The sequence below is a fragment of the Candidatus Pantoea communis genome (assembly GCF_011752685.1).
In the GTDB taxonomy this organism is placed as follows: Bacteria; Pseudomonadota; Gammaproteobacteria; order Enterobacterales; family Enterobacteriaceae; genus Pantoea; species Pantoea communis.
The window spans coordinates 90,696-115,941 of sequence record NZ_VWXC01000009.1 but is presented as its reverse complement, the minus strand read 5'-3'; the positions used below and the strand labels follow the sequence as shown (position 1 = coordinate 115,941).

Annotated in this window: 16 protein-coding genes; 11 read left to right on the top strand and 5 right to left on the bottom strand. The window is 55.3% G+C overall.

All coding sequences use genetic code 11. The features are described from left to right. Positions 1–15 precede the first annotated feature (15 nt). The 3 genes from F3J37_RS13680 to acs all read right to left on the bottom strand — a co-directional run bounded on the left by F3J37_RS13680 (position 16) and on the right by acs (position 4,123). On the bottom strand, positions 16–1,668 hold the full coding sequence (locus tag F3J37_RS13680; RefSeq protein ID WP_166933898.1) for a cation acetate symporter: 1,653 nt from the start codon (positions 1,666–1,668) through the stop codon (positions 16–18). Next, entirely contained in the window at positions 1,665–1,994 is a 330-nt protein-coding gene (locus tag F3J37_RS13675) for a DUF485 domain-containing protein (protein ID WP_166933897.1), read from the bottom strand. The genes F3J37_RS13680 and F3J37_RS13675 overlap by 4 nt, the downstream gene beginning before the upstream one ends. 173 nt (positions 1,995–2,167) lie before the next feature. After that, positions 2,168–4,123 carry an acetate--CoA ligase gene (gene acs / locus F3J37_RS13670; RefSeq protein WP_058960090.1) on the bottom strand — a complete coding sequence of 652 codons (1,956 nt, stop codon included), beginning with the start codon at positions 4,121–4,123 and terminating at the stop codon, positions 2,168–2,170. Between the two features lie 581 nt (positions 4,124–4,704). Here acs and gltP point away from each other — a divergent pair. From gltP to F3J37_RS13635, 7 genes are all read left to right on the top strand, one after another. After that, a complete protein-coding gene (gene gltP / locus F3J37_RS13665; RefSeq protein ID WP_058960091.1) occupies positions 4,705–6,006 on the top strand; it encodes a glutamate/aspartate:proton symporter GltP in 1,302 nt (433 codons plus the stop codon). Between the two features lie 222 nt (positions 6,007–6,228). Beyond that, entirely contained in the window at positions 6,229–6,405 is a 177-nt protein-coding gene (locus F3J37_RS13660; protein WP_166933895.1) for a type II toxin-antitoxin system HicA family toxin, read from the top strand. 108 nt (positions 6,406–6,513) lie between these two features. Continuing rightward, positions 6,514–6,918, top strand: a complete 405-nt coding sequence (locus tag F3J37_RS13655) for a type II toxin-antitoxin system HicB family antitoxin (protein ID WP_166933893.1) — start codon at positions 6,514–6,516, stop codon at positions 6,916–6,918. Positions 6,919–7,068: 150 nt separating this feature from the next. Further along, positions 7,069–7,980, top strand: coding sequence for an N-acetylmuramic acid 6-phosphate etherase (murQ, locus tag F3J37_RS13650; RefSeq protein WP_166933891.1), 912 nt, complete (start codon positions 7,069–7,071; stop codon positions 7,978–7,980). Further along, positions 7,980–9,419 carry a PTS N-acetylmuramic acid transporter subunit IIBC gene (gene murP / locus F3J37_RS13645; protein ID WP_166933889.1) on the top strand — a complete coding sequence of 480 codons (1,440 nt, stop codon included), beginning with the start codon at positions 7,980–7,982 and terminating at the stop codon, positions 9,417–9,419. Before murQ ends, murP begins: the two co-directional genes overlap by 1 nt. Positions 9,420–9,987: 568 nt before the next feature. Next, on the top strand, positions 9,988–16,071 hold the full coding sequence (locus F3J37_RS13640; RefSeq protein ID WP_166933887.1) for an autotransporter outer membrane beta-barrel domain-containing protein: 6,084 nt from the start codon (positions 9,988–9,990) through the stop codon (positions 16,069–16,071). 372 nt (positions 16,072–16,443) lie between these two features. Next, positions 16,444–17,988, top strand: a complete 1,545-nt coding sequence (locus tag F3J37_RS13635; RefSeq protein WP_166933885.1) for a methyl-accepting chemotaxis protein — start codon at positions 16,444–16,446, stop codon at positions 17,986–17,988. Here F3J37_RS13635 and F3J37_RS13630 read toward each other — a convergent pair. Next, positions 17,985–18,935 (bottom strand): AraC family transcriptional regulator, encoded by a 951-nt coding sequence (locus tag F3J37_RS13630; RefSeq protein WP_097118970.1) that lies wholly within the window; start codon positions 18,933–18,935, stop codon positions 17,985–17,987. The genes F3J37_RS13635 and F3J37_RS13630 overlap by 4 nt on opposite strands. A 103-nt stretch (positions 18,936–19,038) precedes the next feature. Between F3J37_RS13630 and F3J37_RS13625 the strand changes: the two genes are divergently transcribed. The 4 genes from F3J37_RS13625 (at position 19,039) to F3J37_RS13610 (ending at position 23,771) form a co-directional block, all read left to right on the top strand. Then, positions 19,039–20,226, top strand: a complete 1,188-nt coding sequence (locus tag F3J37_RS13625) for an MFS transporter (RefSeq protein ID WP_166933883.1) — start codon at positions 19,039–19,041, stop codon at positions 20,224–20,226. A 306-nt stretch (positions 20,227–20,532) separates the two neighbouring features. Next, positions 20,533–20,742, top strand: a complete 210-nt coding sequence (locus F3J37_RS13620; RefSeq protein WP_166933882.1) for a YdgH/BhsA/McbA family protein — start codon at positions 20,533–20,535, stop codon at positions 20,740–20,742. A 215-nt stretch (positions 20,743–20,957) separates the two neighbouring features. After that, entirely contained in the window at positions 20,958–22,007 is a 1,050-nt protein-coding gene (gene yncE / locus F3J37_RS13615) for a 7-bladed beta-propeller protein YncE (protein WP_166933880.1), read from the top strand. 123 nt (positions 22,008–22,130) lie between these two features. Beyond that, the gene (locus F3J37_RS13610; protein ID WP_166933879.1) at positions 22,131–23,771 is read left to right on the top strand and encodes a dihydroxyacetone kinase subunit DhaK; all 1,641 of its coding nucleotides are present in this window, start codon (positions 22,131–22,133) and stop codon (positions 23,769–23,771) included. 106 nt (positions 23,772–23,877) lie between these two features. Here the strand turns inward: F3J37_RS13610 and sbmA are convergent, their stop codons facing one another. Next, on the bottom strand, positions 23,878–25,113 hold the full coding sequence (gene sbmA / locus F3J37_RS13605; RefSeq protein ID WP_166933878.1) for a peptide antibiotic transporter SbmA: 1,236 nt from the start codon (positions 25,111–25,113) through the stop codon (positions 23,878–23,880). Positions 25,114–25,246: the final 133 nt, after the last annotated feature.

The window sequence follows — 25,246 nt, the reverse complement described above, 5'->3', positions numbered from 1 at the left end:
GGCGGCATTTTTTGTTTAGTGCGCTTTGCCCTGCGAAATGCCTACGCCCGTTTGTGAACGAATAAACTGACCACGGAATTTGGCCCGCTCTTCAGCACCCTGTCTGGAGTGATCGGTAATCGAGAACAGCCAGGTACCGATAAACGCTGCCGCCATTGAGAACAGCGCCGGATACTCATACGGATAGACCGGGGTGGCATGCCCCAGCACCTGCACCCAGATGGTCGGCCCGAGGATCATCAACACAACCGCCGTAATCAATCCCAGCCAGCCGCCAATCATCGCGCCGCGCGTGGTCAGCTTCGACCAGTACATTGAGAGCAAAATAATCGGGAAGTTACAGCTGGCCGCAATCGAGAACGCCAGTCCGACCATAAAGGCGATGTTCTGTTTCTCAAACGCGATACCCAACACAATCGCCACCACGCCGAGGATCAGCACGGTAATTTTCGACACCCGCAGCTCATCACGCTCAGTCGCCTGACCTTTGCGAATCACGCTGGCATACAGGTCATGAGAAACCGCAGAAGCACCGGCCAGCGTCAGCCCGGCAACAACGGCCAGGATCGTGGCGAAAGCCACCGCCGAGATAAAGCCAAGGAACAGGCTGCCGCCCACCGCATTCGCCAGATGCACCGCCGCCATATTGGTGCCACCAATCAGCGCGCCAGAAGCATCTTTGAAGGCTGGATTTGCGCCGACCAGCAGAATCGCGCCAAAACCAATGATAAAGGTGAGGAAGTAGAAATAGCCCATAAAGCCGGTGGCCCAGAACACGCTCTTACGCGCTTCACGTGCATCCGCCACGGTAAAGAAGCGCATCAGAATATGCGGTAAGCCAGCGGTGCCGAACATCAATCCAAGACCAAGAGACAGTGCCGATATCGGATCTTTCACCAGACCGCCCGGTTGCATGATCGCGGCACCCTTCGGATGGACCGCCATCGCTTCGGTAAACAGCGTGTTGAAGCTGAAGCCGGTGGCTTTCATTACCATAATCGCCATAAAGCTGGCCCCAAACAGCAGCAGCACGGCTTTGATAATCTGTACCCACGTCGTGGCTAACATGCCGCCAAACAGCACATACATCACCATCAAAATCCCCACCAGTACCACGGCGATATGATAATCGAGGCCAAACAGTAACTGGATGAGTTTGCCCGCACCCACCATTTGCGCTATCAAATACAGCGCCACGACGACCAGCGAGCCACAGGCCGACAGGGTACGAATCGGTTTTTGCTGCAGGCGATATGACGCCACATCGGCAAAGGTATAGCGTCCGAGGTTACGTAAGCGCTCCGCAATGAGGAACAGAATCATCGGCCAGCCCACCAGGAAGCCGAGCGAGTAGATCAAACCGTCGTAGCCCGAGATGTAAACCAGCGCCGATATCCCGAGGAACGAGGCCGCAGACATAAAGTCACCCGCCATCGCCAGACCGTTCTGGAAGCCGGTAATATTGCCGCCCGCCGTGTAGTAATCGCTACGTGAACGGGTGCGTTTGGAGGCCCAATAGGTGATGCCGAGCGTCGCCGCCACAAACACCACAAACATGATGATGGCTTCGTAGTTGGTGGCCTGTTTTTGCACTGCGCCGGTAATGGCGTCGGCGGCAAACACGCTGGCAGGCACTACCGCTAACAAGGCTGAGAACAGGCGCTTCATGATTTCACCTCGCTCAGGATTTGTTTGGTCAGGCGATCAAACTCGCCGTTAGCGCGCCAGACATAGACGCCAGTGAGCAGAAACGACACCACAATGAGGCCAACGCCGATGGGGATGCCGCGTGTGACATTGGTGCCTTCATGCAGCGGCGTACCGAGCCAGCCAGGGGCAAAGGCAATCAGCAAAATAAAGCCGACGTACAACACCAGCATGATGATACTGAGCAACAGCGCAAAGGCCTGGCGCTTGTGCACCAGTTCCTGAAAACGCGGGTTACTCTCGATTTGTTGCCAGACTGCTTCCTGTTGATTTAGGGCTACGTTCATCACAGTTTCTCCAGAGGAAAGGCAGGCAGATATCTCACGGTTAAATGATTTAAACTGCTGAATATTCTAGTTATATAGGTTTTGCGATGGTGAAAAGCGTACGGCGTAAGGTAGGGATGACGGAGAGTAGCCTGCCGTGAACAGGCTGACACTCTCCGTCGCGTCGATGCCGGTTACGGCATGGTGATGGACTGCTTCTCCTCCAGCAATTTCTCTACCACGCCCGGATCGGCCAGGGTTGAGGTATCGCCGAGATTACTGGTATCGCCCGCCGCGATTTTGCGCAGAATACGACGCATAATCTTGCCGGAGCGGGTTTTCGGCAGTGAGTCGGTCCAGTGCAGCACATCCGGCGTGGCAATCGGGCCGATCTCTTTACGCACCCAGTTACGCACTTCGGTATACAGCTCTGGCGAGGGCTCTTCGCCGTGGTTCAGCGTGATATAAGCATAGATCGCCTGGCCTTTAATGCTGTGAGGAATACCCACAACTGCCGCTTCCGCAATCTTCGGATGTGACACCAGCGCCGATTCAATCTCTGCAGTGCCGAGACGATGGCCTGAGACGTTCAGAACGTCATCGACGCGGCCGGTGATCCAGTAGTAACCATCTTCGTCACGGCGTGCGCCGTCTCCGCTGAAGTAGCGGTTTTTGAAGGTGGAGAAGTAGGTTTGTTCGAAGCGATCGTGATCGCCAAACAGCGTACGCGCCTGTCCTGGCCACGAATCGTTGATCACCAGGTTGCCTTCGGTTGCGCCTTCCAACGCGTTGCCTTCGTTATCCACCAGCGCGGGCTGCACGCCAAAGAACGGCTTGGTGGCCGATCCGGCTTTTAGCTCAATCGCGCCTGGCAGCGGCGTAATCATGAAGCCACCGGTTTCGGTCTGCCACCAGGTATCCACAATCGGACAGCGGCTGTCGCCAATCTTCTTGTAATACCACTCCCAGGCTTCCGGGTTGATCGGCTCGCCGACGGAACCCATGATGCGCAGGCTGCTGCGGCTGGTACCTTCAATGGCCTTGTCGCCTTCGGCCATCAGGGCGCGGATGGCGGTTGGCGCGGTATACAACAGCGTCACCTTATGCTTATCGACGACTTCAGCCATACGGCTCGGCTTCGGCCAGTTCGGCACACCTTCGAACATCAGGGTAGTGGCGCCGCAGGCCAGTGGGCCGTAAATCAGATAGCTGTGTCCGGTGATCCAGCCCACATCGGCGGTGCACCAGTAGACATCATCCGGATGGTAATCAAACACATATTTGAAGGTGCTGGCGGCATACACCAGATAACCCCCGGTGGTATGCAGCACGCCTTTCGGTTTGCCGGTGGAACCGGAGGTATAAAGGATAAACAGTGGATGCTCGGCTTCAACCGCGACCGGTTCGTGCTGATCGCTGGCCTTCGCCACCAACTCGTGCCACCAAAGATCGCGGCCTTCGTGCCAGCCGGTGTCTTTACCGGTGCGCTTGAATACCACCACGTTTTTCACGCTGGTGACGCTCGGGTTGTTCAGTGCATCATCGACGTTTTTCTTCAGCGGAATGCTGCGTCCGGCGCGTACGCCTTCATCTGCGGTGATCACCAGTTTAGCGTTGGAATCCACTACGCGACCGGCCACCGCCTCCGGTGAGAAACCGCCGAAAATGACGGAGTGCACTGCGCCAATACGCGCACAGGCCAGCATCGCCACGGCCGCTTCCGGTACCATCGGCATATAGATGGCGACGACATCGCCTTTCTTGACGCCGAGGCTCAGCAACACGTTGGCAAAACGGCACACGTCACCGTGCAGTTCACGGAACGTAATGGTTTTGCTTTCGCTGGCGTCATCGCCTTCCCAGATAATCGCCGGGTGATCGCCACGCGTTTGCAAATGGCGGTCGAGGCAGTTGGCAGCGAGATTCAGCGCGCCATCTTCATACCAGCGAATCGAAATATTGCCGGGGGCAAAGGAGGTGTTTTTCACCTTGCTGTAAGGCTTGATCCAGTCGAGGATTTTGCCTTGTTCACCCCAAAAGGCGTCGGGATCGTCAACCGATTGTTGATACAGCGCCGCATACTGGTCGGCATTAATCAGGGCATTCGCTGCAACGGCAGCGGGTACAGGATGCTTATGTATTTGGCTCATGGCTGACCTCCTTGAAGATGTTAATCATATGTCAATCAAAGGTTAATTGAAGAGCGTGGCTGGGCTTTGTTTCTGTTTTGTAGTCTGGATCACGACCTTTTGTATGCCTGAAAAGCGCCCGAATTCATACTGTTCATCACGGAAACCAATGAGACCCAGTCTGGGGTTTTTCGCAGAATCAGACGTTGTCTCTGGTTAAATAATCAGCAAACGCGCCAGGCGGTTTTTTGCCCGATATTGAATAGCTATGCGGAAAATTATCGAATTAACACTTTTCATAACAGCGAGTTATGACTAAAAGTTAATGTCAGCATTTTATGCTACTCAGTTGCGCAGGATTTACGCTAACCCCCCAGGGGTTGCAATTACCGCAGTGAAAATGGTACTTATCTCGGCCCTGTTCAGCAGGTATCCACTCAGGCTGCATCATCGCGCAGGCGCAAAATGCTTACGCAGCAGTGTCTGATGCAGTCCACTATAACCCTCTATTTTATCGGGCTTTTGCTCACTTCCCTGTGCGTCATGTCTTCTGCAGCTTCGCAGAGGAGCAAAGGGGTTTTTACTGAGGAAAGTAACGCGTTATGAAAGGTTTTAAGCTCACCCTTGCCTGGCAAATTTTGATTGCCTTGATTCTCGGCGTTATCGTCGGAACCGTGCTGCATAATCAGCCAGACGATCGTGAATGGTTAATCACTAACATTCTCACCCCTGCAGGCGACATCTTCATTCATCTGATCAAGATGATTGTGGTGCCGATTGTGATTTCCTCCCTGATTGTCGGCATTGCTGGCGTTGGCGATGCGAAAAAACTGGGGCGTATTGGTGTCAAAACCATCGTCTATTTTGAAGTGATCACCACCATTGCCATTGTGGTCGGCATTACGCTGGCCAACGTATTCCAGCCAGGTAGCGGCATTGATATGTCTACGCTGGTAACGGTGGACATCTCTAAATACGAAGCCACAACGGAAGCGGTACAGGGGGCGCCTCACGGCCTGGTGACCACCATTCTGTCGCTGATTCCGCAGAACATTTTCGCCTCGCTGGTGAAGGGCGACATGCTGCCGATTATCTTCTTCTCGGTGCTGTTTGGTATGGGCTTGTCAGCGCTGCCTTCAGAACATCGTGATCCGCTGGTGACCGTGTTCCGTTCAGTGTCTGAAACCATGTTTAAAGTGACGCACATGATCATGCGTTATGCACCAGTCGGTGTGTTTGCGCTGATTGCGGTCACTATCGCTAACTTTGGTTTTGCCTCGCTCTATCCGCTGGCCAAGCTGGTGTTGCTGGTGTACGTGGCGATTCTGTTCTTTGCCTTCGTGGTGCTGGGAACGGTCGCGCGCATGTGTAAACTGCGTATTACCACGCTGATGCGCATCCTGAAAGATGAGCTGATTCTGGCCTATTCCACCTCCAGTTCAGAAACCGTGCTGCCACGAATCATGCAGAAGATGGAAGCCTACGGTGCGCCGAAAGCCATCACCAGCTTCGTGGTGCCGACCGGTTACTCATTCAACCTCGATGGTTCAACGCTGTATCAGAGCATCGCGGCGATCTTTATCGCGCAGCTGTACGGTATCGACCTGTCGCTAACCGATGAAATCATTCTGGTGCTGACGCTGATGGTGACCTCGAAGGGGATTGCTGGCGTGCCGGGCGTCTCCTTCGTGGTGCTGCTGGCGACACTGGGCAGCGTGGGTATTCCACTGGAAGGCCTGGCGTTTATCGCCGGTGTGGACCGCATCATGGACATGGCGCGTACTGCGCTGAATGTGATCGGTAATGCGCTGGCGGTGCTGGTGATTGCGCGCTGGGAAAACCAGTTCGACACCAGGCAGGCCGAAGCCTACGAGCTGGAACTGCGCACACAGAAAGCCAGTTAAGGCCATCAGCCGTACGCAATGACGACTTCAGTTGCGTCATGCACCTTTGCGTAGTTAACGAAACCCGCCATCCGGCGGGTTTTTTTTTATATCAATTCAAGACGTGTCTTGGGTGTTTGGCCGCCGGAATTGTGATTAATTTTATACCCACCATAACCACTAATAATTTGTTTTGTGGTTATGGTGGGTATATTCTTAGCGCTAAGATAACCGGAGGTTTGATTGAGCAGCAGGGAGCTGATCAGGATGTTGCTGGAGCGCGGTTGGGTTTTAGACCGAATAAAAGGCAGCCACCATGTGTTTGTGAGAGCAGATAAGCCGTATCACATCTCACTTCCTCATCCTGAAAAAGACCTGGCAACTGGAACATTACGTAAGTTAATGAAGTTAATGGACTAAATGTATACGGGGGCAATGCCCCCGATTTGGAAAAAATTAGCAATGTCAGTTGCAGCAGACATTGCAATGAATTCCTAACTGAATATTTCTTTTTAGTGAGGACTGAACATGAGATTCCCCGTTTATCTGCATAAGACAGAGGACAACAGCTGGTCAGGTTTTGTGCCAGATGTGGAGGGATGTTTTTTTGCAGGCAAAAGCGTAGATGATGCGCTGCGCGATGCATTTAACGCGATTGATGTACACGTAGAATCTTTAGCGGATGCCAGCAAAGCCATCCCTAAAGCGGCAGATATTGAGACTCACATTCATGATGAAGCCTGTCAGGGAGGTTACTGGGCATTTGTGGAGATCGATCTGAGTCGCTATGAAGGTAAAGCGGTAAAGCTCAATATCACTTTGCCACAAAATCTACTCAGCAAAATTGACAGTTATGTCGAATCCCACCGCGAATATGGTTCGCGCAGCGGTTTTCTGGCGGAGTTAGCGCGCAGAGAATTAGCGAACGCGTAACCAACATTGCTAAACATCTACCCGCCATCCGGCGGGTTTTTTTATGCCAGCTTCTGCAAAAAGTACAAAAACATGACAACCGATCAGGAATTAACAATTCAAAATGGTATATAGTTTTTTGAATAAATTATTCTTTCACAGGAGTGCGTGATGCAGATCGACCTGAGCCAGATGATCACCGAAGGGCGTAACCCAGCGAGCCAAAACATTGACGAGCTACCCACCGAAGCGATGCTGCGCGTCATTAATGATGAAGACAAAAAAGTGGCGCTGGCGGTGGAAGCGATTGTGCCGCAGATCGCACAGGTGGTGGATGCCATTACTGCGGCCTTTAGCAACGGCGGGCGCCTCATCTATTGTGGAGCAGGCACGTCGGGCCGCCTCGGTATTCTCGATGCCAGCGAGTGCCCACCGACCTTCGGTACGCCGCGCTCGCAGGTGGTGGGTTTAATTGCCGGCGGCCACACCGCGATTTTGCAGGCGGTGGAGAATGCGGAAGACAACGTCGAGCAGGGTGCACAGGATTTAAAGGACATCAATTTCAACGCTAATGATGTGCTGGTGGGGATTGCCGCCAGTGGCCGTACGCCCTATGTATTGGGCGCGCTGGCGTATGCGAAACAGCAGGGCGCATTTAGCGCGGCGTTAACCTGCAATCCTAACAGCCCGATGTCACAGGCTGCGGATGTGGCTCTCACCCCGGTAGTGGGGCCAGAAGTGGTCACCGGTTCTTCGCGTATGAAAGCCGGTACGGCACAAAAGCTGGTGCTCAATATGCTGACCACCGGCGCGATGATCCGCAGCGGCAAGGTGTACGGCAACCTGATGGTGGATGTCGAAGCCACTAACCAAAAACTGGTGCAGCGCCAAATCAACATCGTCAAACAGGCCACTGACTGCGACGATGCCACCGCGCAGCAGGCGCTGAACGCGTGTCATGGTCACTGCAAAACGGCGATTGTGATGGTGCTGGCAGGATTGGATGCCAGCGAGGCCCAGGCGCTGCTGAAGCAAAACAGCGGCTTTATCCGTAACGCGTTGCGTGACGCAGGAGCGCAATAATGGCTGCCATCACCGAAGGATTACTGCGCGATATCCTGCACGCGGTGGGAGGCGCGCATAACATTGTGCAGTGCGGCAATTGCATGACGCGTCTACGCCTGACACTCGCGGATGCCACATTAGTCGATTATGCCCAACTGAAAACGCTGCCCGGCGTATTGGGTGTGATCGACAGCGACGCGCAGCTGCAGATCGTGCTGGGTCCTGGCAAAGCGCAAACCGCCGCAGAGAAAATGCAGGGATTACTGGAGAGTGATGAAACGGAAAAGCCGCAGGATCTCAGCACTATTGCTGCCGCCCAAAAGCAGCAGATGAAAGCGAAGCAAGCCAGCGCGCTGCACCGTTTTCTCTCCTGCTTCGCCACCATCTTCACCCCACTGATCCCCGGCTTTATCGGTGCGGGTTTGCTGCTGGGATTTGCCACGCTGATTGAGCAGATTTTTCACCTCAACCAGCCCGGTGAACATGCGCAGTGGCTGCTGGACACCGTGGCCTATATGAAGGTGTTCGGTAAGGGACTGTTTACCTTCCTGAGCATCCTGATTGGCTATAACGCGCAGAAAGCCTTTGGGGGCACCGGTGTGAACGGTGCCATTATCGCTTCACTGTTTGTGCTCGGTTATATGCCAAAAGCCACGGTGGGCTATTACAGCGGTATGTCAGATTTCTTTGGCATGGCGATAGACCCTCGCGGCAATATTATCGGCGTATTATTGGCGGCGATATTCGGTGCGTGGATTGAGAAACAACTGCGTAAAATTATCCCCGATAATCTCGACATGATTTTGACATCGTTACTCACGTTATTAATTACCGGCGCCATCACCTTTATGGTGATTATGCCGATTGGCGGTGAGTTATTTAAAGGCATGTCATGGTTATTTATTCATCTCAATAACAATCCCTTTGGCTGCGCTATTTTGGCCGGTCTGTTTTTAATTGCAGTGATGTTCGGGATTCATCAGGGTTTCATTCCGGTCTATTTTGCGCTGATGGAAACCCAGGGCTTTAACTCATTATTCCCGATTCTGGCGATGGCGGGTGCGGGTCAGGTTGGGGCTTCTCTCGCGCTGTGGTGCAAGGCCGATAAGCACTCGCTGCTGCGTACGCAAATCAAGGGAGCGATAGTACCGGGCCTGTTGGGCGTGGGCGAACCGTTGATTTATGGCGTTACGCTGCCGCGCCTGAAGCCATTTATTACTGCCTGTTGTGGCGGTGCGCTGGGTGGATTCTTCATTGGTCTGGTAGCCTGGCTCGGTCTGCCGGTGGGGATGAATACGGTATTTGGGCCTTCCGGATTGGTTACGTTGCCGCTGATGACCTCTTCACAGGGGATCTTTGCCGGTATGGCGGTGTATCTCGCCGGATTAATCGTGGCGTGGGTCGGTGGATTTGCCTTTACCTGGTGGGGCGGAACCAAAGGCGTCGATCTCAGCTAATGCCATTGCTATTCACCGTAGCAGCACACGACATCATGCCGCTACGGTGAAGCTGGAATGAAGCCTGAGATGGCGTGCCGCTACGGGGTATACGCCGGCAAAACCTTAAAGATTGAATGAATTGAAATGTGATTTATGTCACGTTTTTGCAATTCGCCGTATCGCTTAGCCTGGCGCTGATATCGCCGAATATGCCGTGCCATTCGTAAGTAAACTGCTAAGAAAAAATAAAGAAACTATTAGTAAGATAGCAGGCTAATTATTGGAAACTTCTGGGCTCAATTATTGCCAATAATTTCTCCCGCCTCACAAATATTTCGCTATTATGACAACGGGTTACCTTCATTTACCTTTTGCGTCCGATGGCAGAAAAGTCTATACCTAAAGCCAATTAATCTATAAAAACAGTTTTAACCGCTTATTCGCTGCACCAGACTTTCTTCACACAGTGGCTCTCAGAAATTAATTGCTCATCGGGGTTGGTGTCATTCCTGCCGTTGTATCCCTCGCGATGAATTTAACGCTGTTGCAATAACAGCGTGGACGCTGCACGCCCACTGGAGGAAGTATGAAGTTTAAATTAAACCCGATTGCGTTCGGAATATTAGCCGCGCAGGCGCTGTTTTATCCGGCGATAAGTGCGCAAGCCATTACGCTGGGAAGCTATTCACCGAAAATTAATGACAACCTCTTTGGCGAGCAGCGTATTGACGTTAATGGCAGTAACGAAACGCTGGACGGCAATCCTGATTTTGCACCGGGAACGGACGGATCAGTGAACTCCAGTCTCGGTCAGGTCAATATCACATCGGGTGCGCAGTTTCTGAATCAAACGCGTCTTGATCCCGGTCCACAGAACTTCGCCATCACCGTACCCGATTCTACCACGGGTGGTAACACCACCTTCCAGGTCTACAACTCCGCCAGCCTGGTGGCACAAACGCCAGTGACTTCCGATACCGCCGTGCCGGACGTGGTCAACGTTAACGGCGATCAATACATCAACACGCGCATCGCGGATGTTTCCAACGGTGGCCTGCTTGATGTGAATCTTGGGCAAGCGAATGCCGCCAGCAGCGCCAGCACCAACAGCTGGAGCATGGCAGCGAAGCAGACCACGCTGTTTCAGGTGGGCAGCAACAGCACGCTGAACTGGAATTCCAACAATCGCATCAGCTTCTTCGGCACTGCCGCGACACCGGATGGTGCAGGCGCCACGCAATCCTTTCAGGTGCAAAATCTGGCGACCTACAACGGCGGCGTGAATGTGCAAACGCTGGATGGCGTCACACACACCTTCACCGTCACCAGCGCCAGCGAATTGCAGACTTACAATAACTGGCTGATTGGTCAGTTGCAGGCGGGCAATCTGGATAAAGCCAACTACCTGACCGAATTCAACAAAGCGGTGACCGTCACCAATGGCAATATTGTGTACGACGTCAGCGCCACACCGCCGGATGAAGTCACGCAGCCGATTGGCAACCGCATCGTGGTCAATGCCGATGGCCCAGACGCTCGCGTCAATCTCGCGGCGGGCAACACACTGGAAGTCGTGGGTTCGACAGGCGGGGCGATTAAAGCCTCCAACGGCGCGCAGGCGGTGATTGATGGCAAGCTCGCCAGCCGCGGCACCCTCGCCAATAACGGCACGGCACTGGTGCTTTCTGGCAACAGCAACGGCAGTACCAGCACGACTGGCGTGATCAACGGTGGGTTCCTCAATCGCCAGGATGGCACGGGTATTGGCTCCACCGGCTACGGTGCCAATGGGGTGCTGGTGCAGAGCGGCAGTGCGTTTAACAACAACGGCATCGTCAATCTCGCCACCACCGGCAGTAATTCGCAGTATGGCGTAGCCGGTATTCGGCTGGAGGATGACGCCACATCCCGCAACAGCGGCAATATCAACGTCGGCGTGAACGGCTCCAGCGCGCGCGGTACAGCATCGGGCGTACTGCTGACATCGCCGACCTCCACCTTCACCAACAATGCCGATGGGCAGATTTATATTGGTCGTGGTCCTCAAAACAGCCTGACCGACAACGTGGCGGATACCGCCATGAATCAGAGCGGCCTGACCAGCGGGATCGCGCTGGTGGCTAACGGCTCTGCCACCAACAACGGCAACATCGTGATTGGCTCAAAGGCGCAGAACGCGGCGGGCATGTCGGCGACCGGTGCCAGCGGGGTCACGATGGTCAATAACGGCACCATTGATGTGAATGGTGCTGCCGCGACCGTGCCGCGTGAAAACGTCGGGATGTCGGTGACCAACAGCAGCGGCACCATCGATAACCGTGGCACCATTAACCTTAACGGCGTCAACGGCACGGGCGTGAAAGTCGTGGCGACCAGTGGCAATAACGCTTCTGCAAGTTCAACGGGGACCATTAACGTTGCCGGGGGGGCCGATCCCGCCAGCGGTACACGCAACTTTGGCGTGTGGGTGGAGGGCCAGGGCACCGGACAGGCCAGTGCAGACGTCAACGGCCCGGTGAATCTGAGCGGCACGGGCGCGATTGGCGTGCACGCACGCGGCAATGCCACGGTGGAAGTAGCGGCTAACGCAATACCGACGTTCAGTAACGGCAGTAATCAAATCGCTTTCTTCGCCTATGGCCCCAATGCGCGGATTAACATAGCAGGCAACAATCCGTTCAATGTCACCACCACCAACTCGACACTGTTCCGCGTTGAGCAGGGCGCGGATTTTGACGGCACCGATCTGTCACTCACCGCATCGGGCGCGGGTTCTGTGGCGGTGAACGGCACCGGCACCGGCGGTACCGAAGTGAACACCCGCAATGCCACGCTGAACGTTAGTGGTGCAGGCGCCACGGGGGTGAATATTGAAGGCGGGGCAACGGGCACCATCGACAATGACACGACCATCAACCTCACCGGCAACAACGCGATTGGCGCGATTGTCGATGGACAGAAACATACGTTAGCGGGCAGCAACAGCGGTACGCCGGTGACCAGCACGACGTTAAGTTCTGCTGCGGCACTCAATTCATCGCAAAGTGGATTGATTGGCTATCTGGCGCGCAATCGCGCACAGCTCAATAACACTGGCAACATTGCTTTCAGCGGCGCTAACGCCACTGGCATTCGCGTGGAGAGCGGTGCGACCGGTACTAACAGCGGTAACATCAGCATCAACGATGGCGGCACCGGCATTGCGGTGAACAGCAGCGGCAGCACGGCCAATACCACGGCCAACAACAGCGGCAACATCGACGTTAATGGCGGCAGCACCACCAGCCGCAGCCGGGGCGTGAGCGCCAGCGGTAGCCGGGCGATTGCTAACCTCAACAGTGGCAGCTTGAATCTTAACGGCACAGGTGCGATAGGCGCGGAAGCGCTCAACGGCGCATTGGTGAATATCGCGACTGGCTCGACGCCTAACTTTAACAGCAGCGATCAGATTGCTTATCACGCGGCGGGCAGTGGTTCACGTATCAACTCTGATGCCAACGCGCTGGACGTGAATACGCTGAATTCCACCGGATACCGTATTGATGATGGCGCTGGGCTGAGCTTCAGCAACCCAGCGACGCTCACCGCCAGTGCTGCCAACAGCACCGGCGTGATCGTTTCTGGCCGTGGCAGCACGCTGAACACGGCGAATGTCAATCTTACCGCCAGCGGCCAGGACAGCACGGCGATCCGTACCGAAGGCGGCGCCGCGACCACACTCGATAGCGGCAGCAGCATTAACCTGAGCGGCAATCGTGCCGTCGGTGTGCTGGTCAATAATCTGCGTACCGATCTCAGCAACGCGCTGGATGGCACCTCAGCGGCCACCACCGTCACCAGCAATGGCAATCTCAACGGCGCAGGCAGCAACGCCATCGGCTTTGATGTCACCAACGGCGCCACGCTGGTCAACAACGGTACGGTGGATCTTACCGGCAGCAACAATATCGGTATTCGCTCACGCGCGGGCAGCACGCTAACCAATAACGGTACGGTCAATGTGGCGAACGGCACCGGGCTGGATGTCTCTGGCAGCGGCAGCACGCTGGCCAAAGGCGGCGTGATCAATGTCGATAACGGTGTGGCAGGCGTGCGCATCAGTGACGGCGCACAGCTGGCGTTAACCGGCAGCGATACCGTGATCACCACGCGTGGCACTGCGCACGGCATCCTGGTCGATAACGGTGCCAGCGCGCTTAGCGCCAGCGACGCCACGGTCAACGTACTGGGCAGCGGTAATGGCATCGAAAACCGGGCAGAACTCAGCAATGTTAGCCTGAGCAACCTGACGCTCAACGTGGCGAATGGCAACGGGATCCGCACTGCGGTGCCGTTTGATCCGGCCTCGACGGTCACCACCAATGTTACCGGCAGCGGTACGGGCCTGAACATCGCCAATGCGGATGGATCGACCACCCGCGGCGATTTAACACTCGGCTCCGGCTATCAATTTAATGTCACCGGTGCGGGCGGCAGCGGCATCCGCGCCAACACCACTGGCAACGTCACCACTGCGGCTGACGTCACGATCGATAACCCTGCTGGCGGATCGGCACTGATCTCCAGCACGGCGGGCACCATCGTCAACACCGGAACGTTTACCTCGAACAGCCTTACCTCGCCAGTGGTGGATTTGCGCGGGGGCAAAACCATCTTCGAAAACCTCGGCAACATCATCACTGCTAATCCGCAAACCGTTGCAGTGGCGGGCAGCAATGCCAATGATGAAATCCTGCTGACCGAAGGTGATGTGCGTGGCGATATCAACCCCGGCGGCGGTTCCGATGTGTTCCGCTGGACGGGCGGTACGCTTAACGGCAGCCTGACGATGGGCAATGACGCTAATAACAGTGCGGAGGTCAGCAAGGTGGACCTCGGCACCACCTATCACCTCACCAGCGGCAGCGGAACGGGTAACACCCTGACGTTCAACCAGATCGACTCTCGTGGCGGGAGCCTGAGCGCCGACGATCTCAATAAAGGGGTTAACCTCGGCAGCGGCTGGAGCACCATCAACTTTACCGATACGCAGTGGACGTTGACCGATAACCTCAAGCTGGCGCACAGCACCATTAATATCGATGAGAACTCCACGCTGTATGCGGGCAACAACGTGCATCCGACGTTAGCGGGTGGCACCGCGGATTCACTCACGGTGAACAACGCCGGTATTCTCGACCTGACTAACGGCGCGGGATCGCCGGGCAACACCTTGAATATCAATGGTTCGCTGGCTTCCAGTGGCGGCCAGCTTAATCTGATCACTGACCTTAACGCAGGTGGCGCGCTGAGCAACCAGTTCACCGACCATCTCAATGTCACGGGTAATGCCACCGGCACCACGCTGGTGAATGTCAAACTGACCGACAGCAGTACCGGTGCGTTAACGGACCTGAATCGCAATGGCGGCATTGAGGGTAATGAGGGGATTTCACTGGCACAGGTCGCGGGTAATGCTGGCCCTGAGAGTTTTGCCCTTAAAGATGGTTATCTCGGCGCAGGGCCCTGGCAATACCGGCTCTACACCTTCGCACCGGGCAGTACCGATCCCAGCCAGCGTTTAGTCAGCGGCAGTGGCAACAATTACTGGGATTACCGGCTGGCGAATTATTACGTGTGTGAAGATGGCGCCAGCTGCCCATCGACCTTTATTACCGATGCGTTCGGCAGCGGGCAAAGCTACGATGCGCGTCCCGCTGTGGTGCCGCAGGTGCCTTCCTATATCTCCGCCCCGGTTGGCCTTGCTTATTACACCTCGGCGATTATCGACGATTTGCATAAGCGTCTTGGTGAGTTGCGTCATGAGCAGACACGACCGGAAGGCGATGGCGGCGAGATGTTCCTGCGTTACATCGGTTCCAACCTGAAATACAAAAGTGACCAGCGCTTCCGTGATTATGGCTATGACTTCGATCTGGATTACAGCGCGGTGCAGGTGGGTGGTAACGTGCTGCACCTCGACGGTGACAAAGACAGCCTGCGCGGTGGCTTAGCCTATACCCGAGGTAACACGCGCATCCGTCCGGATGCCGCCGACGGTTACAGCAGCACCACCTTCGATAGCGATAGCCTGGCCTTTTACGGCACCTGGCAGCGTCAGAACGGGTTTTATCTGGATGGCGTGCTGTCGTTCGACTGGCATCGTGGTGAAACCGATATCGCACGGCAAAAACAGGAAGCGAAGCTGAAGGGCCATGGCTGGACCGCCTCACTCGAGAGCGGTTATCCGTTTGCTCTCGGCGATGGCTACAAACTGGAACCGCAGGCGCAGTTGATGTACATGAAGCTGAATATGAACGATTTTACCGATGAAGACGGCAACAAGGTGCGTTACGGCGATTACAACCAGACCATCGGACGTTTGGGCGCACGGCTCGATCGCACCTGGACGGATGACAGCAACCGCCAGTACACCCCTTACCTGCGCGCCAATTACTACAAAGGTTGGGGCGGCACGGCGGACACCAACGTCTCCTCGGTGGAAAACCCGGCATTGAGCGCCACTTTCACCAGCGGCCACTTTGGTCAGATGTGGGAAGTGGGCGCAGGCGGGACCGCCACGTTGCAGAAAGATGTGTCACTGTATGCGGAGGCGGATTACCGCAAAGAGATCAGCGGCAACGGGGCCAAGGGGTGGCGCTATAACGTGGGCGTAAGGTGGCAGTTTTAAATGAGGACATTTCAAGCGTTGCCTTTAATGTCGTCATTAAAGGGCTGCGGTATTTGGACAAGTCGCGTTATATGGCGTTGTTAAACGGATACGGTATTCGGCCTGATCGCCATTAATTGCAGGATGGGCTGAGGTGCATATTGCTGTGCACCTTTCTCATCTTGCGCCTCGGCAAAACCTTGATTTCATATACTCTAAATAAAATTTTAACGATGAATTTCTGCTACAAAAAACAGGGATATTGTTCACTGTGGCTTTAATTCAGGATAAAAATTAATTCTCATCGCTAAAGACCGCTCCCTGCGCTGCCGAAAAGGTAAAAAAGTGTAATTGATTTTTTCCTTTAGCCTGCATTTTGCAAGGACAACACACATGCGGAACAACCAGCCTATCACTCAGCGTGAATTTATCTTTGATGATGACGCCACGCTGATGTCGACCACCGATCTCAGCAGCCACATAACCTATGCCAACGACGCCTTTATTGAGGTTAGCGGTTTCGAGCCGGAGGAGGTCAATGGGCAACCGCATAACATGGTGCGTCACCCGGATATGCCGCCGGAAGCGTTTGCCGACATGTGGGCCACCCTGAAACAGGGTGAACCCTGGACTGCGCTGGTGAAAAACCGTCGTAAGAACGGTGATCACTATTGGGTGCGCGCCAATGCGATTCCGGTGGTGCGCGAAGGTAAGGTGCAGGGTTACATGTCGGTACGCACCAAACCTTCCGCCGAAGAGATCCGTCAGACCGAAGCGCTGTACCGTGATTTCCGCGAAGGGCGGGCTAAAGGCCGCCGTTTCCATAAAGGGTTGCTGGTCGGCACCGGCTTGCGTCGTCTCGGATCACTGTTAAAAATTATGCCGCTGCGCTGGCGTATTCGCTCTACTTTGCTGGCCGTACTGCCGCTGTCTGTTATCGGCGTCTGGCTGCTGGGGATGGCACCGATGGCGCTGGGCGGCTTTGCCGCAGGCATGGCAGGTTTATTGCTGCTGGCGAGCCTATGGCTGGAGCAGCAGATTTCCCGTCCAATGGAGCGTATCTGCCGCCAGGCATTAAGCGTCGCCACTGGCGCCAGTCATAAGGTGGATCAGTTAGATCGTGTGGATGAAATCGGGATCACGCTGCGTGCCATCGGACAGCTCGGCCTGATGTTCCGCTGGCTGGTGGATGATGTGAGCGGCCAGGCGATCAATGTACTCAGTGCCAGCGGTGCGATAGCGCGCAGCAACGACGAATTGAGCCGCCGCACGGAACAGGCCGCGGCCAACGTGCAGCAAACCGCCGCCACCATGAATGAAATGACCGCCACGGTGAAAAGCAACACCGATACGGCTAATGAAGTAAACAAGCTGTCAGAAAATACCAGCCACGCCGCGCTGAAAGGCGGTGAAGTGATGCAGGAGATGGTGGGGATGATGGCGGAGATCGCCGACAGCTCGAAACGCATCGCCAATATTACCAGCGTGATTGACGGCATCGCTTTCCAGACCAACATTCTGGCGTTAAACGCCGCGGTGGAAGCGGCGCGTGCCGGTGAGCAGGGCAAAGGGTTTGCGGTGGTCGCGGGCGAGGTGCGCAGCCTGGCGCAGCGTAGCGCCAAAGCCGCCAGTGAAATCAAAACGTTGGTGGAAACCAGCGCGGGTCGCGTGCAGTCGGGCAGTAATCACGCTGATGCGGCCGGGCGCACCATGCAGGATATTGTCGACCAGGTGCAAAATGTCACGGCATTGATTGCCCAGATCAGTTCTGCCACGGCGGAACAGTCCATCGCGCTAAGTGAAGTGAGTACTGCAGTGGAAGATCTCGACGATATCACGCACCAGAATGCCGCTCGCGTGGCGGAAAGCGCCGAAGCGTCCGGGCGCATGACGCGTCAGGCGAACCGCCTGGTGGAAGCGATCAGCGTGTTTCGTTAAAGCGTCTCGCGCGCTGCCCTTAATGCGCCGGGTGGTGAGCCGACAATGCGTTTAAACGCCCGGCTAAACGCCGCCAGCGAACCGTAACCGAGGTGGAAGGCGACGCTTTCCACCGCTTCGCCCTCGTTGACGATACGTTCCACTGCCAGCCGCATGCGCAGTTCAGTGAGGTAGCGCAGCGGCGTCATGCCGGTAGCCGTTTGAAAACGGGCGGCAAACACTGAGCGTGAACTGCCCGATTCGCGTGCCAGCCGCTCCACCGTCCAGTTTTCGCCCGGCTCACGATGCATGGCTGCCATCGCCAGGCTAAGACGCGGATCGCGCAGTGCCTGCACTAATCCACTGCCTTTGCCGCAGCCGTTTTCCACCCAGCCGCGCACAATCTGCGCTGCCACCACATCCGCCAGTCGGGACAGAATCCCGGCGAAACCGGCTTTGCGCTCGCGGGTTTCACGCTCCATCGCATCGAGAATCGGCTGGATTTCCGGGTACTGCGCCAGCAAGGTACTCACGAGCATGACATCCGGCATGGTGTGTACCAGCGGCTGCATACCGCCGAGTTCAAACGCCATGCAGGCGCTAAACAGAATCACATCGCTGTCGTCCGGGCAACCTTCGCTGCTGTCAGCGATGTCACAGACGCTGCCACAGATCGGTTTGCTGTTGAAGGTGCCAATCGGTTCACAAATGGCGTCTTCGCTGGAGATCAACGCGTGCGCTTTGCCGTGCGGGATTAGCATCGCATCGCCTGCCTGCAACGGATAGATCACGCCAGACGCTGAGCGGATCATTAACGATCCACGGCCAACAAAGTGCAGTTGTGCCTTGCCCGGCGCGTCATCGTATTGCAAACCAAAAGGGTTATGTAAGGCGATACGCTGATATTTCACGCCGTACAGGCGCATGCCCATTAGCAGTTCACTGGTCAGATCTTCATAGCGGCTCATACGAATCCAGACGAATTATCAAAAAACAAAGTTTTTGTATCATAGATCGTCTTGCGTCATCTCACTATGCTTACAACCTGAATTTTTGTGATGGGGATCGCAAATGAGTCTGGATACTGAAGTAGTCGAAACAAGTATAGCGGCGGATAAACCCGCATGGGGCGCGGTGTTTGCCATGGCGTTTGGCGTGTTCGGCCTGATCACTGCCGAATTTCTGCCGGTGAGCTTGCTGACACCGATTGCCGACTCGCTGCAGGTGAGCGAAGGGCAAGCGGGCCAAACGGTGACCGTGACTGCGCTGGTGGCATTGCTCACCAGTCTGGTGGTCGGCAACCTTACGCGTCGTCTCGATCGTCGCGTCGTGATGCTGGCCTTTACGCTGCTGCTGATTGCCTCGGCGCTGCTGGTGGCCTTTGCAGAAAATCTGCCAATGATCCTGCTGGCGCGTGTGCTGCTCGGCATGGCGATTGGCGGCTTCTGGACGCTTTCCACTGCGATTACCATGCGGCTGGTACCCAGCGATCAGGTGCCAAAGGCGCTGTCGATAGTGTTTAGCGGCATTTCGCTGGCGACCATCATTGCCGCACCGTTGGGCAGTTACCTCGGCGGCATTGTTGGCTGGCGTAATATCTTCCTGTTGACCGGTGCATTGGGCGTGCTGGCGTTGTTCTGGCAGTTCTTCACATTGCCTGCGATGCCGCCAGAGAATAAAGCGCGCAGCGGCGGCGTGCTGGATCTGCTGCGTAACAGCCTGATGCGCTGGGGCATGCTGGCAGTGATCATGATGTTCACCGGTCACTTTGCCTTCTTTACCTATCTGCGTCCGTTCCTGGAAAGCAGCGCGCAGCTCAATATCAATCAGCTGTCGCTGGTGCTGCTGGCGTTTGGCGTGGCGAACTTCTTCGGCACCTCACTGGCGGGTTACCTGGTGACGCGCAGCGTGTCGCTGACGCTGACCGGTATGGCGCTGGTCATGAGTGTGACGGCGGTGGTGCTGGTGAGTTTTGGCAATCTGCCGTGGCTGGTCGGTGCCGGCGTGGCGATGTGGGGCCTGGCATTCGGTTCGATGCCGACCGGCTGGTCAACGTGGATCTCCCGTGCGGTGCCGGATGATGCGGAATCCGGCGGCGGTTTGCTGGTGGCGACCATTCAGTTGGCGATCACCGCAGGTGCTGCGGCCGGTGGCTGGATGTTTGATCTCAACGGCGCGGGCGGTGTGTTCCTCGCCAGCGGCGTGCTGATGCTGCTGGCGGCTATCACTATTTTCACCCGCGTTCGACATCACGGTTAAATAGCTTGCTGTGTCAGGGTCGCCATCAGCGTCGATCCTATAAAAAGCTCACATACCTGTAGGTCGCCATTGATGGCGACCTTTCTTTTTTCTGGCAAACCACGCAGACATAAATCCTGCACCACTCTAAAAACCCAGTTTTTTAACCCTTTGCACACAGGTTAATCCAAATGTGCTTTTTATATTCAAATTAATCGAATAACTACGGCAAATCTCTCTGCTTTTTTGTGATCGGATTCACGCCTATTATTTATCTCAACAAGGCGATGACGCCTTATCCGATAAAAAATCATTGAGGAATTGACCATGAAATCTATCAAAATTTTTGCTTCTGTTATCGCTCTCTCTGCTCTGCCATTCGCCAGCTTCGCGCAAAGCGTCACCGCATGTGCTTCAACACTGGATGGTGCAGAAGCGCAAATCGCTGCTCAGGCGCACAAAGCTGGTGCTTCCTATAAAGTGACTGAAGCCAATTTCAACAACGGCGTGCACATGACTGCTGAGTTGATCAAATAAGTCTGCGTTAACGATCTGTGCTGATAGGGTGCCTTAGGGCGCCCTGGCGGCGTTGGTAACTGCATAAAATTCTGTTACTTTCCTACCTAAATGATTACTATTCTCAAAAACTAACATCCTTCGTCGGCTCGCCTCGGGCTGTCATTCTGAAATTGGTTGCATTGTCGGGCTTTCACTTCACTGCCATGAGGCGGTGGATTTGCTATGGAGAAGTTATGAAAGCGATTAAAACAACATGGGCGTTGCGTCCATTGCTGCTGGCAACGGCGCTGTTATCTTCCTCTGCGGTACTGGCAGCGGAGTCTCAGCCGCTGAACCGGGTGATTTCCAAAGGTGCTTACGAACTGGCGTTCAGCAACAGCGATAACGCGCTGTTCCTCGCCACGGCGCAAAACGCCAGCACCAAAGGCGGCACCGTTTATCGTCTCGATCCGCAGGATCTGTCGGTGAAGCAGACCATCAATACCGATCTGCCGACCTTTGGCGCCGCCATCAACCAGAAAACCAACACGCTGTTCTTTGGTAATACACGCGATGCGGCACTGACCTCGGTCGATGCCAGCAGCGGTAAAGTACTGAACTCGCTGGTGCTGGATGCGCGTCAGCGCAGCGAAACCGTCCGTCCACTGCAGCCGCGTGAAGTGGTTGCGGATGCGGCCACCGACCGCGTGTATGTCACCGGCCTCGGTGAGCAGAGCGTGGTGTGGGTTGTGGATGGCAAAACCCTGAAGCTGGTTAGCACCGTACCGAACACCGGTAAAATGGGTACTGGCCTGGCCATCGATTCTGCGGCACAGAAGTTGTACGTAACCAACGCCGATGGCGAACTGGTGACCATCAATACGCGCCTGAACGCGATTGAAAAACGTCAGAAAATCGATGGCGACAAAGACCACTTCTTCCTGAATATCGCGCTGGATACCCAGGGCCATCGCATCTTCCTGAGCGACTCTAAACAGCCTCAGGTGCTGGTGCTGGATTCCCGCACTCAGCAGGTGATTCATAAGATTGATGTGCCAGAATCGCTGGCGGTGCTGTTCAATGCCGACCGCAACGAGCTGTATGTGACGCACCGTAAAGCCGGCGAGATCAGCATCATCGACGCCAGCTCTTATAAAGTGAAGCGCACGGTGAAAGCACCGGGCCTGCCAAACAGCCTGGCGCTGTCAGCAGACGGTAAAGCGCTGTTTGTTAGCATCAAGCAGCCGGGCACCCGTAAAGAGCCACCAAAAAACCCGGATAGCGTCCTGCGCATCGCGCTGTAAGCGGCAGTTATCTGAAACTCAAGGGCGGCGTGTGCCGCCCTTTGCATTTCCGCACTTTCCTTCCCCGCTCGCCCCGCGATATACGCTACCTTTTACCTCGACAACACCAATGGAGAGGAAGCAATGAGCCAGTTTTTTATGCATGAGAAAAACGATCTGGTGAACGAAGCCATCGAAGGGGTTTTGCTGAGCACGCCCTGGCATAACCTGAGCCGTCTCGATCTCGGAGATGAGATCCGCGTGGTGGTGCGCACAGATTGGGATAAGAGCAAAGTGGCGCTGATCTCCGGCGGCGGATCGGGCCATGAACCGGCGCACGCCGGTTTTGTCGGCAAAGGCATGCTCACGGCGGCGGTATGCGGCGATATCTTTGCCTCACCGAGCGTCGATGCGGTGCTCAATGCCATCATCAATGTCACGGGCGATGCAGGTTGCCTGCTGATTGTGAAGAACTACACAGGCGACCGGTTGAACTTCGGGCTGGCGGCGGAGAAAGCGAAAAATCTCGGCTACAACGTCGAGTTGGTAATGGTGCAGGACGATATTGCGCTGCCCGAAAATCCTCAGCCGCGCGGCATCGCTGGGACCGTGCTGGTGCATAAGATCGCCGGTTTTGCTGCCGAGCAGGGGCAATCGCTGGATGAAGTTAAAGCGCTGGCGCAGCGTGCCATCGACGCCACCTCATCGATTGGGCTGGCGTTTGCTACCTGCCATATTCCCGGCGAAAAGCGTGATGAACGTGTCGAAGCGGGCCACAGCGAGCTGGGTATGGGCATCCACGGCGAACCGGGCGTGGTGACACTGGATACCCAAAACAGTCGAAAGATCAGCAGCATTACGACCGATAAGCTGGCGCAGTCGCTGCCAGACGGCAAACAGGCGCTGCTGTTGATCAACAACCTCGGCGGCTTCTCCCAGCTGGAGCTGGCGGTGTTGACGCGCGAAGTGTTGCAATCACCACTTGCCGCGCGGGTTACTCACCTTATCGGTCCGGCAACCCTGGTCAGCGCTTTAGATATGAAAGGCTTCTCGCTGTCATTGCTGGCGCTGGAGGAACCCTTCCTTGAGGCACTCAATGCGCCGGTGCAGGTGCTGGGCTGGGTACCGGTCTATGATTTTGCACCGATCAGTTTGCAGAGCGCGGAAAAAGTCGGCAGCGTGCTGGATTTCGACCCGTCCGACAACGCTGAAGTGGCTAAACACGTTGAGCGCGTGACGCAAACCTTGATCGATCTGGAAAGCGAACTCAATGCGCTGGATGCCAAAGTCGGCGACGGCGATACCGGCTCAACCTTTGCAGCGGGCGCGAAGAAGATTCAGCGCGGCCTGCGTGACAAGCAGTTGCCGCTGGATGAGTTGCCGACCTTAATGGCGCTGATCGGTGAGCAACTGGCGACGGTGATGGGCGGTTCAAGCGGCGTACTGATGTCGATTCTGTTCACCAGCGCCGGGCAAAAACTGGAAGAGGGCAGCGCATTGCCGCAGGCATTAATGCATGGTCTGGAGCGCATGAAGCATTACGGTGGCGCGCAGCCGGGGCATCGTACGTTAGTGGATGCGCTGCAACCGGCGCTGGAGGCGTTAGTGGCGGGTGAGTCACTGGCCGCTGCGGCGAAAGCCGCTCAGCAAGGCGCGGATGCCACGGCACAAATGCAGAGCGCCAAAGCGGGACGTTCGGCTTATCTGAACCAACAAAGTCTGGATGGAGTGAAAGATCCGGGTGCGTATGCGGTTGAGAAAGTGTTTGCGGTGCTGGCAGGTTGATTTAAGCGGATGACACTGCTTGCAATGATCTGTTGCAGCGCGATTTAACGCGCACCTGAAGCGTGATTGACGCGACAGGTGCGCATTATGTTGCCGCCACAACCGCTTATTCCGATGCCTCGCGCATCATCTCATCATGCGGAATATCCGCCAGAATCTGCTCAAAGCTGCGTAGACGTTTGTAGATCGACATCAGCGTAATCAGTGTGGACCATGACGTAATCAAGTACTGGAATGATGAGCGCACCTGATCAAATACGTTGGTAATCTGGTTCAACAGGCCCAGCGTGATGGTCCCTGCGACAATCGATGGGAACAGCACAAACAACCCGAACACGTTATCGACCTGCAGATAGAGAATGCGGGTGATGTTGAAGTACAGATAGTGAAAATAGAGACGGAAATAGTTGTGGCGCACGCGGCTAAACAATTCTTGTACCGTAGGCGGTGAAGCGCGTTCTGCGTCATCTTCGCCATAGACCAGTTCCTTACGAAATGCGGCTTCCACGCGCTGATTACGAAACTCCAGACCTGGCAGTTTAATCCCGACTAATGCCAATAACGCCGTACCAAACAACGACCACAAGAGCGCGGCAATCACCAGTGCATACGGGATGTTGCCAAGAATCGGCACTTCTTTAACGTGATGTGATAGCGCCACCAGCACCGGCAAAAACGCCACCAGGGTCATGATGGCCTGGATAAAACTGATGCCCCAATCCTGTAATGTGCTGGCAAAACGCATGGTGTCTTCCTGCACACGCTGTGCTGCACCTTCCACCAGACGTAAACGCTGCCAGTTATGCATGTAGTAATTGTTCATCGCGGTACGCCAGCGGAATACCCAGTGGCTGACGAAGAATGAATTCATTACGCCAATCACCACTGCAATCAACGCGATCCCCAGGAAAGCGAGGACCTGAACATAGAATTGGTGGATTGCGACAGAACCCGCTTTCGTTAAGGCCTGTTGAATCATGTCGTAAAACGGGCCATACCATGCGTTCACGCCTACACCCACCTGCACGCCAAACCAGGTGACGAAGATGATCAGCATCGAGCCCCACACTGACCAACGCTGCCATGGATGGTTGTCGATTACGCGCCAGGCCAGTCCGAAAATACCGGCGACGATCCAGTAATAGGCATAAAACCATAGTTGGCTCGCGTGAATAAAGCGGCTGGCATTGGTTGGCAATGGCTGCTGCATCGCGGCCTGTAGCGCAGGCCAGCGTGCTGGAAAATCATTGAAAAAGCCAAACCAGGCAAAAATCGCAATCAAACTCCAAATCGCGGCCGAGCTGAAAAACAGCGCTGGCCGCGGAAAATAGGACTTAAACATAGGCACTCCGCTGTTGTGTGTACTCTTTTATACCGCGTCAGACAGTGCTTTGTCTGTTGTGGGTTGTATCTGACGATGACAGCATCGCTGCTGCGATGTAAAGCGACACCATGACTTGTTAAGTATTTTGTGC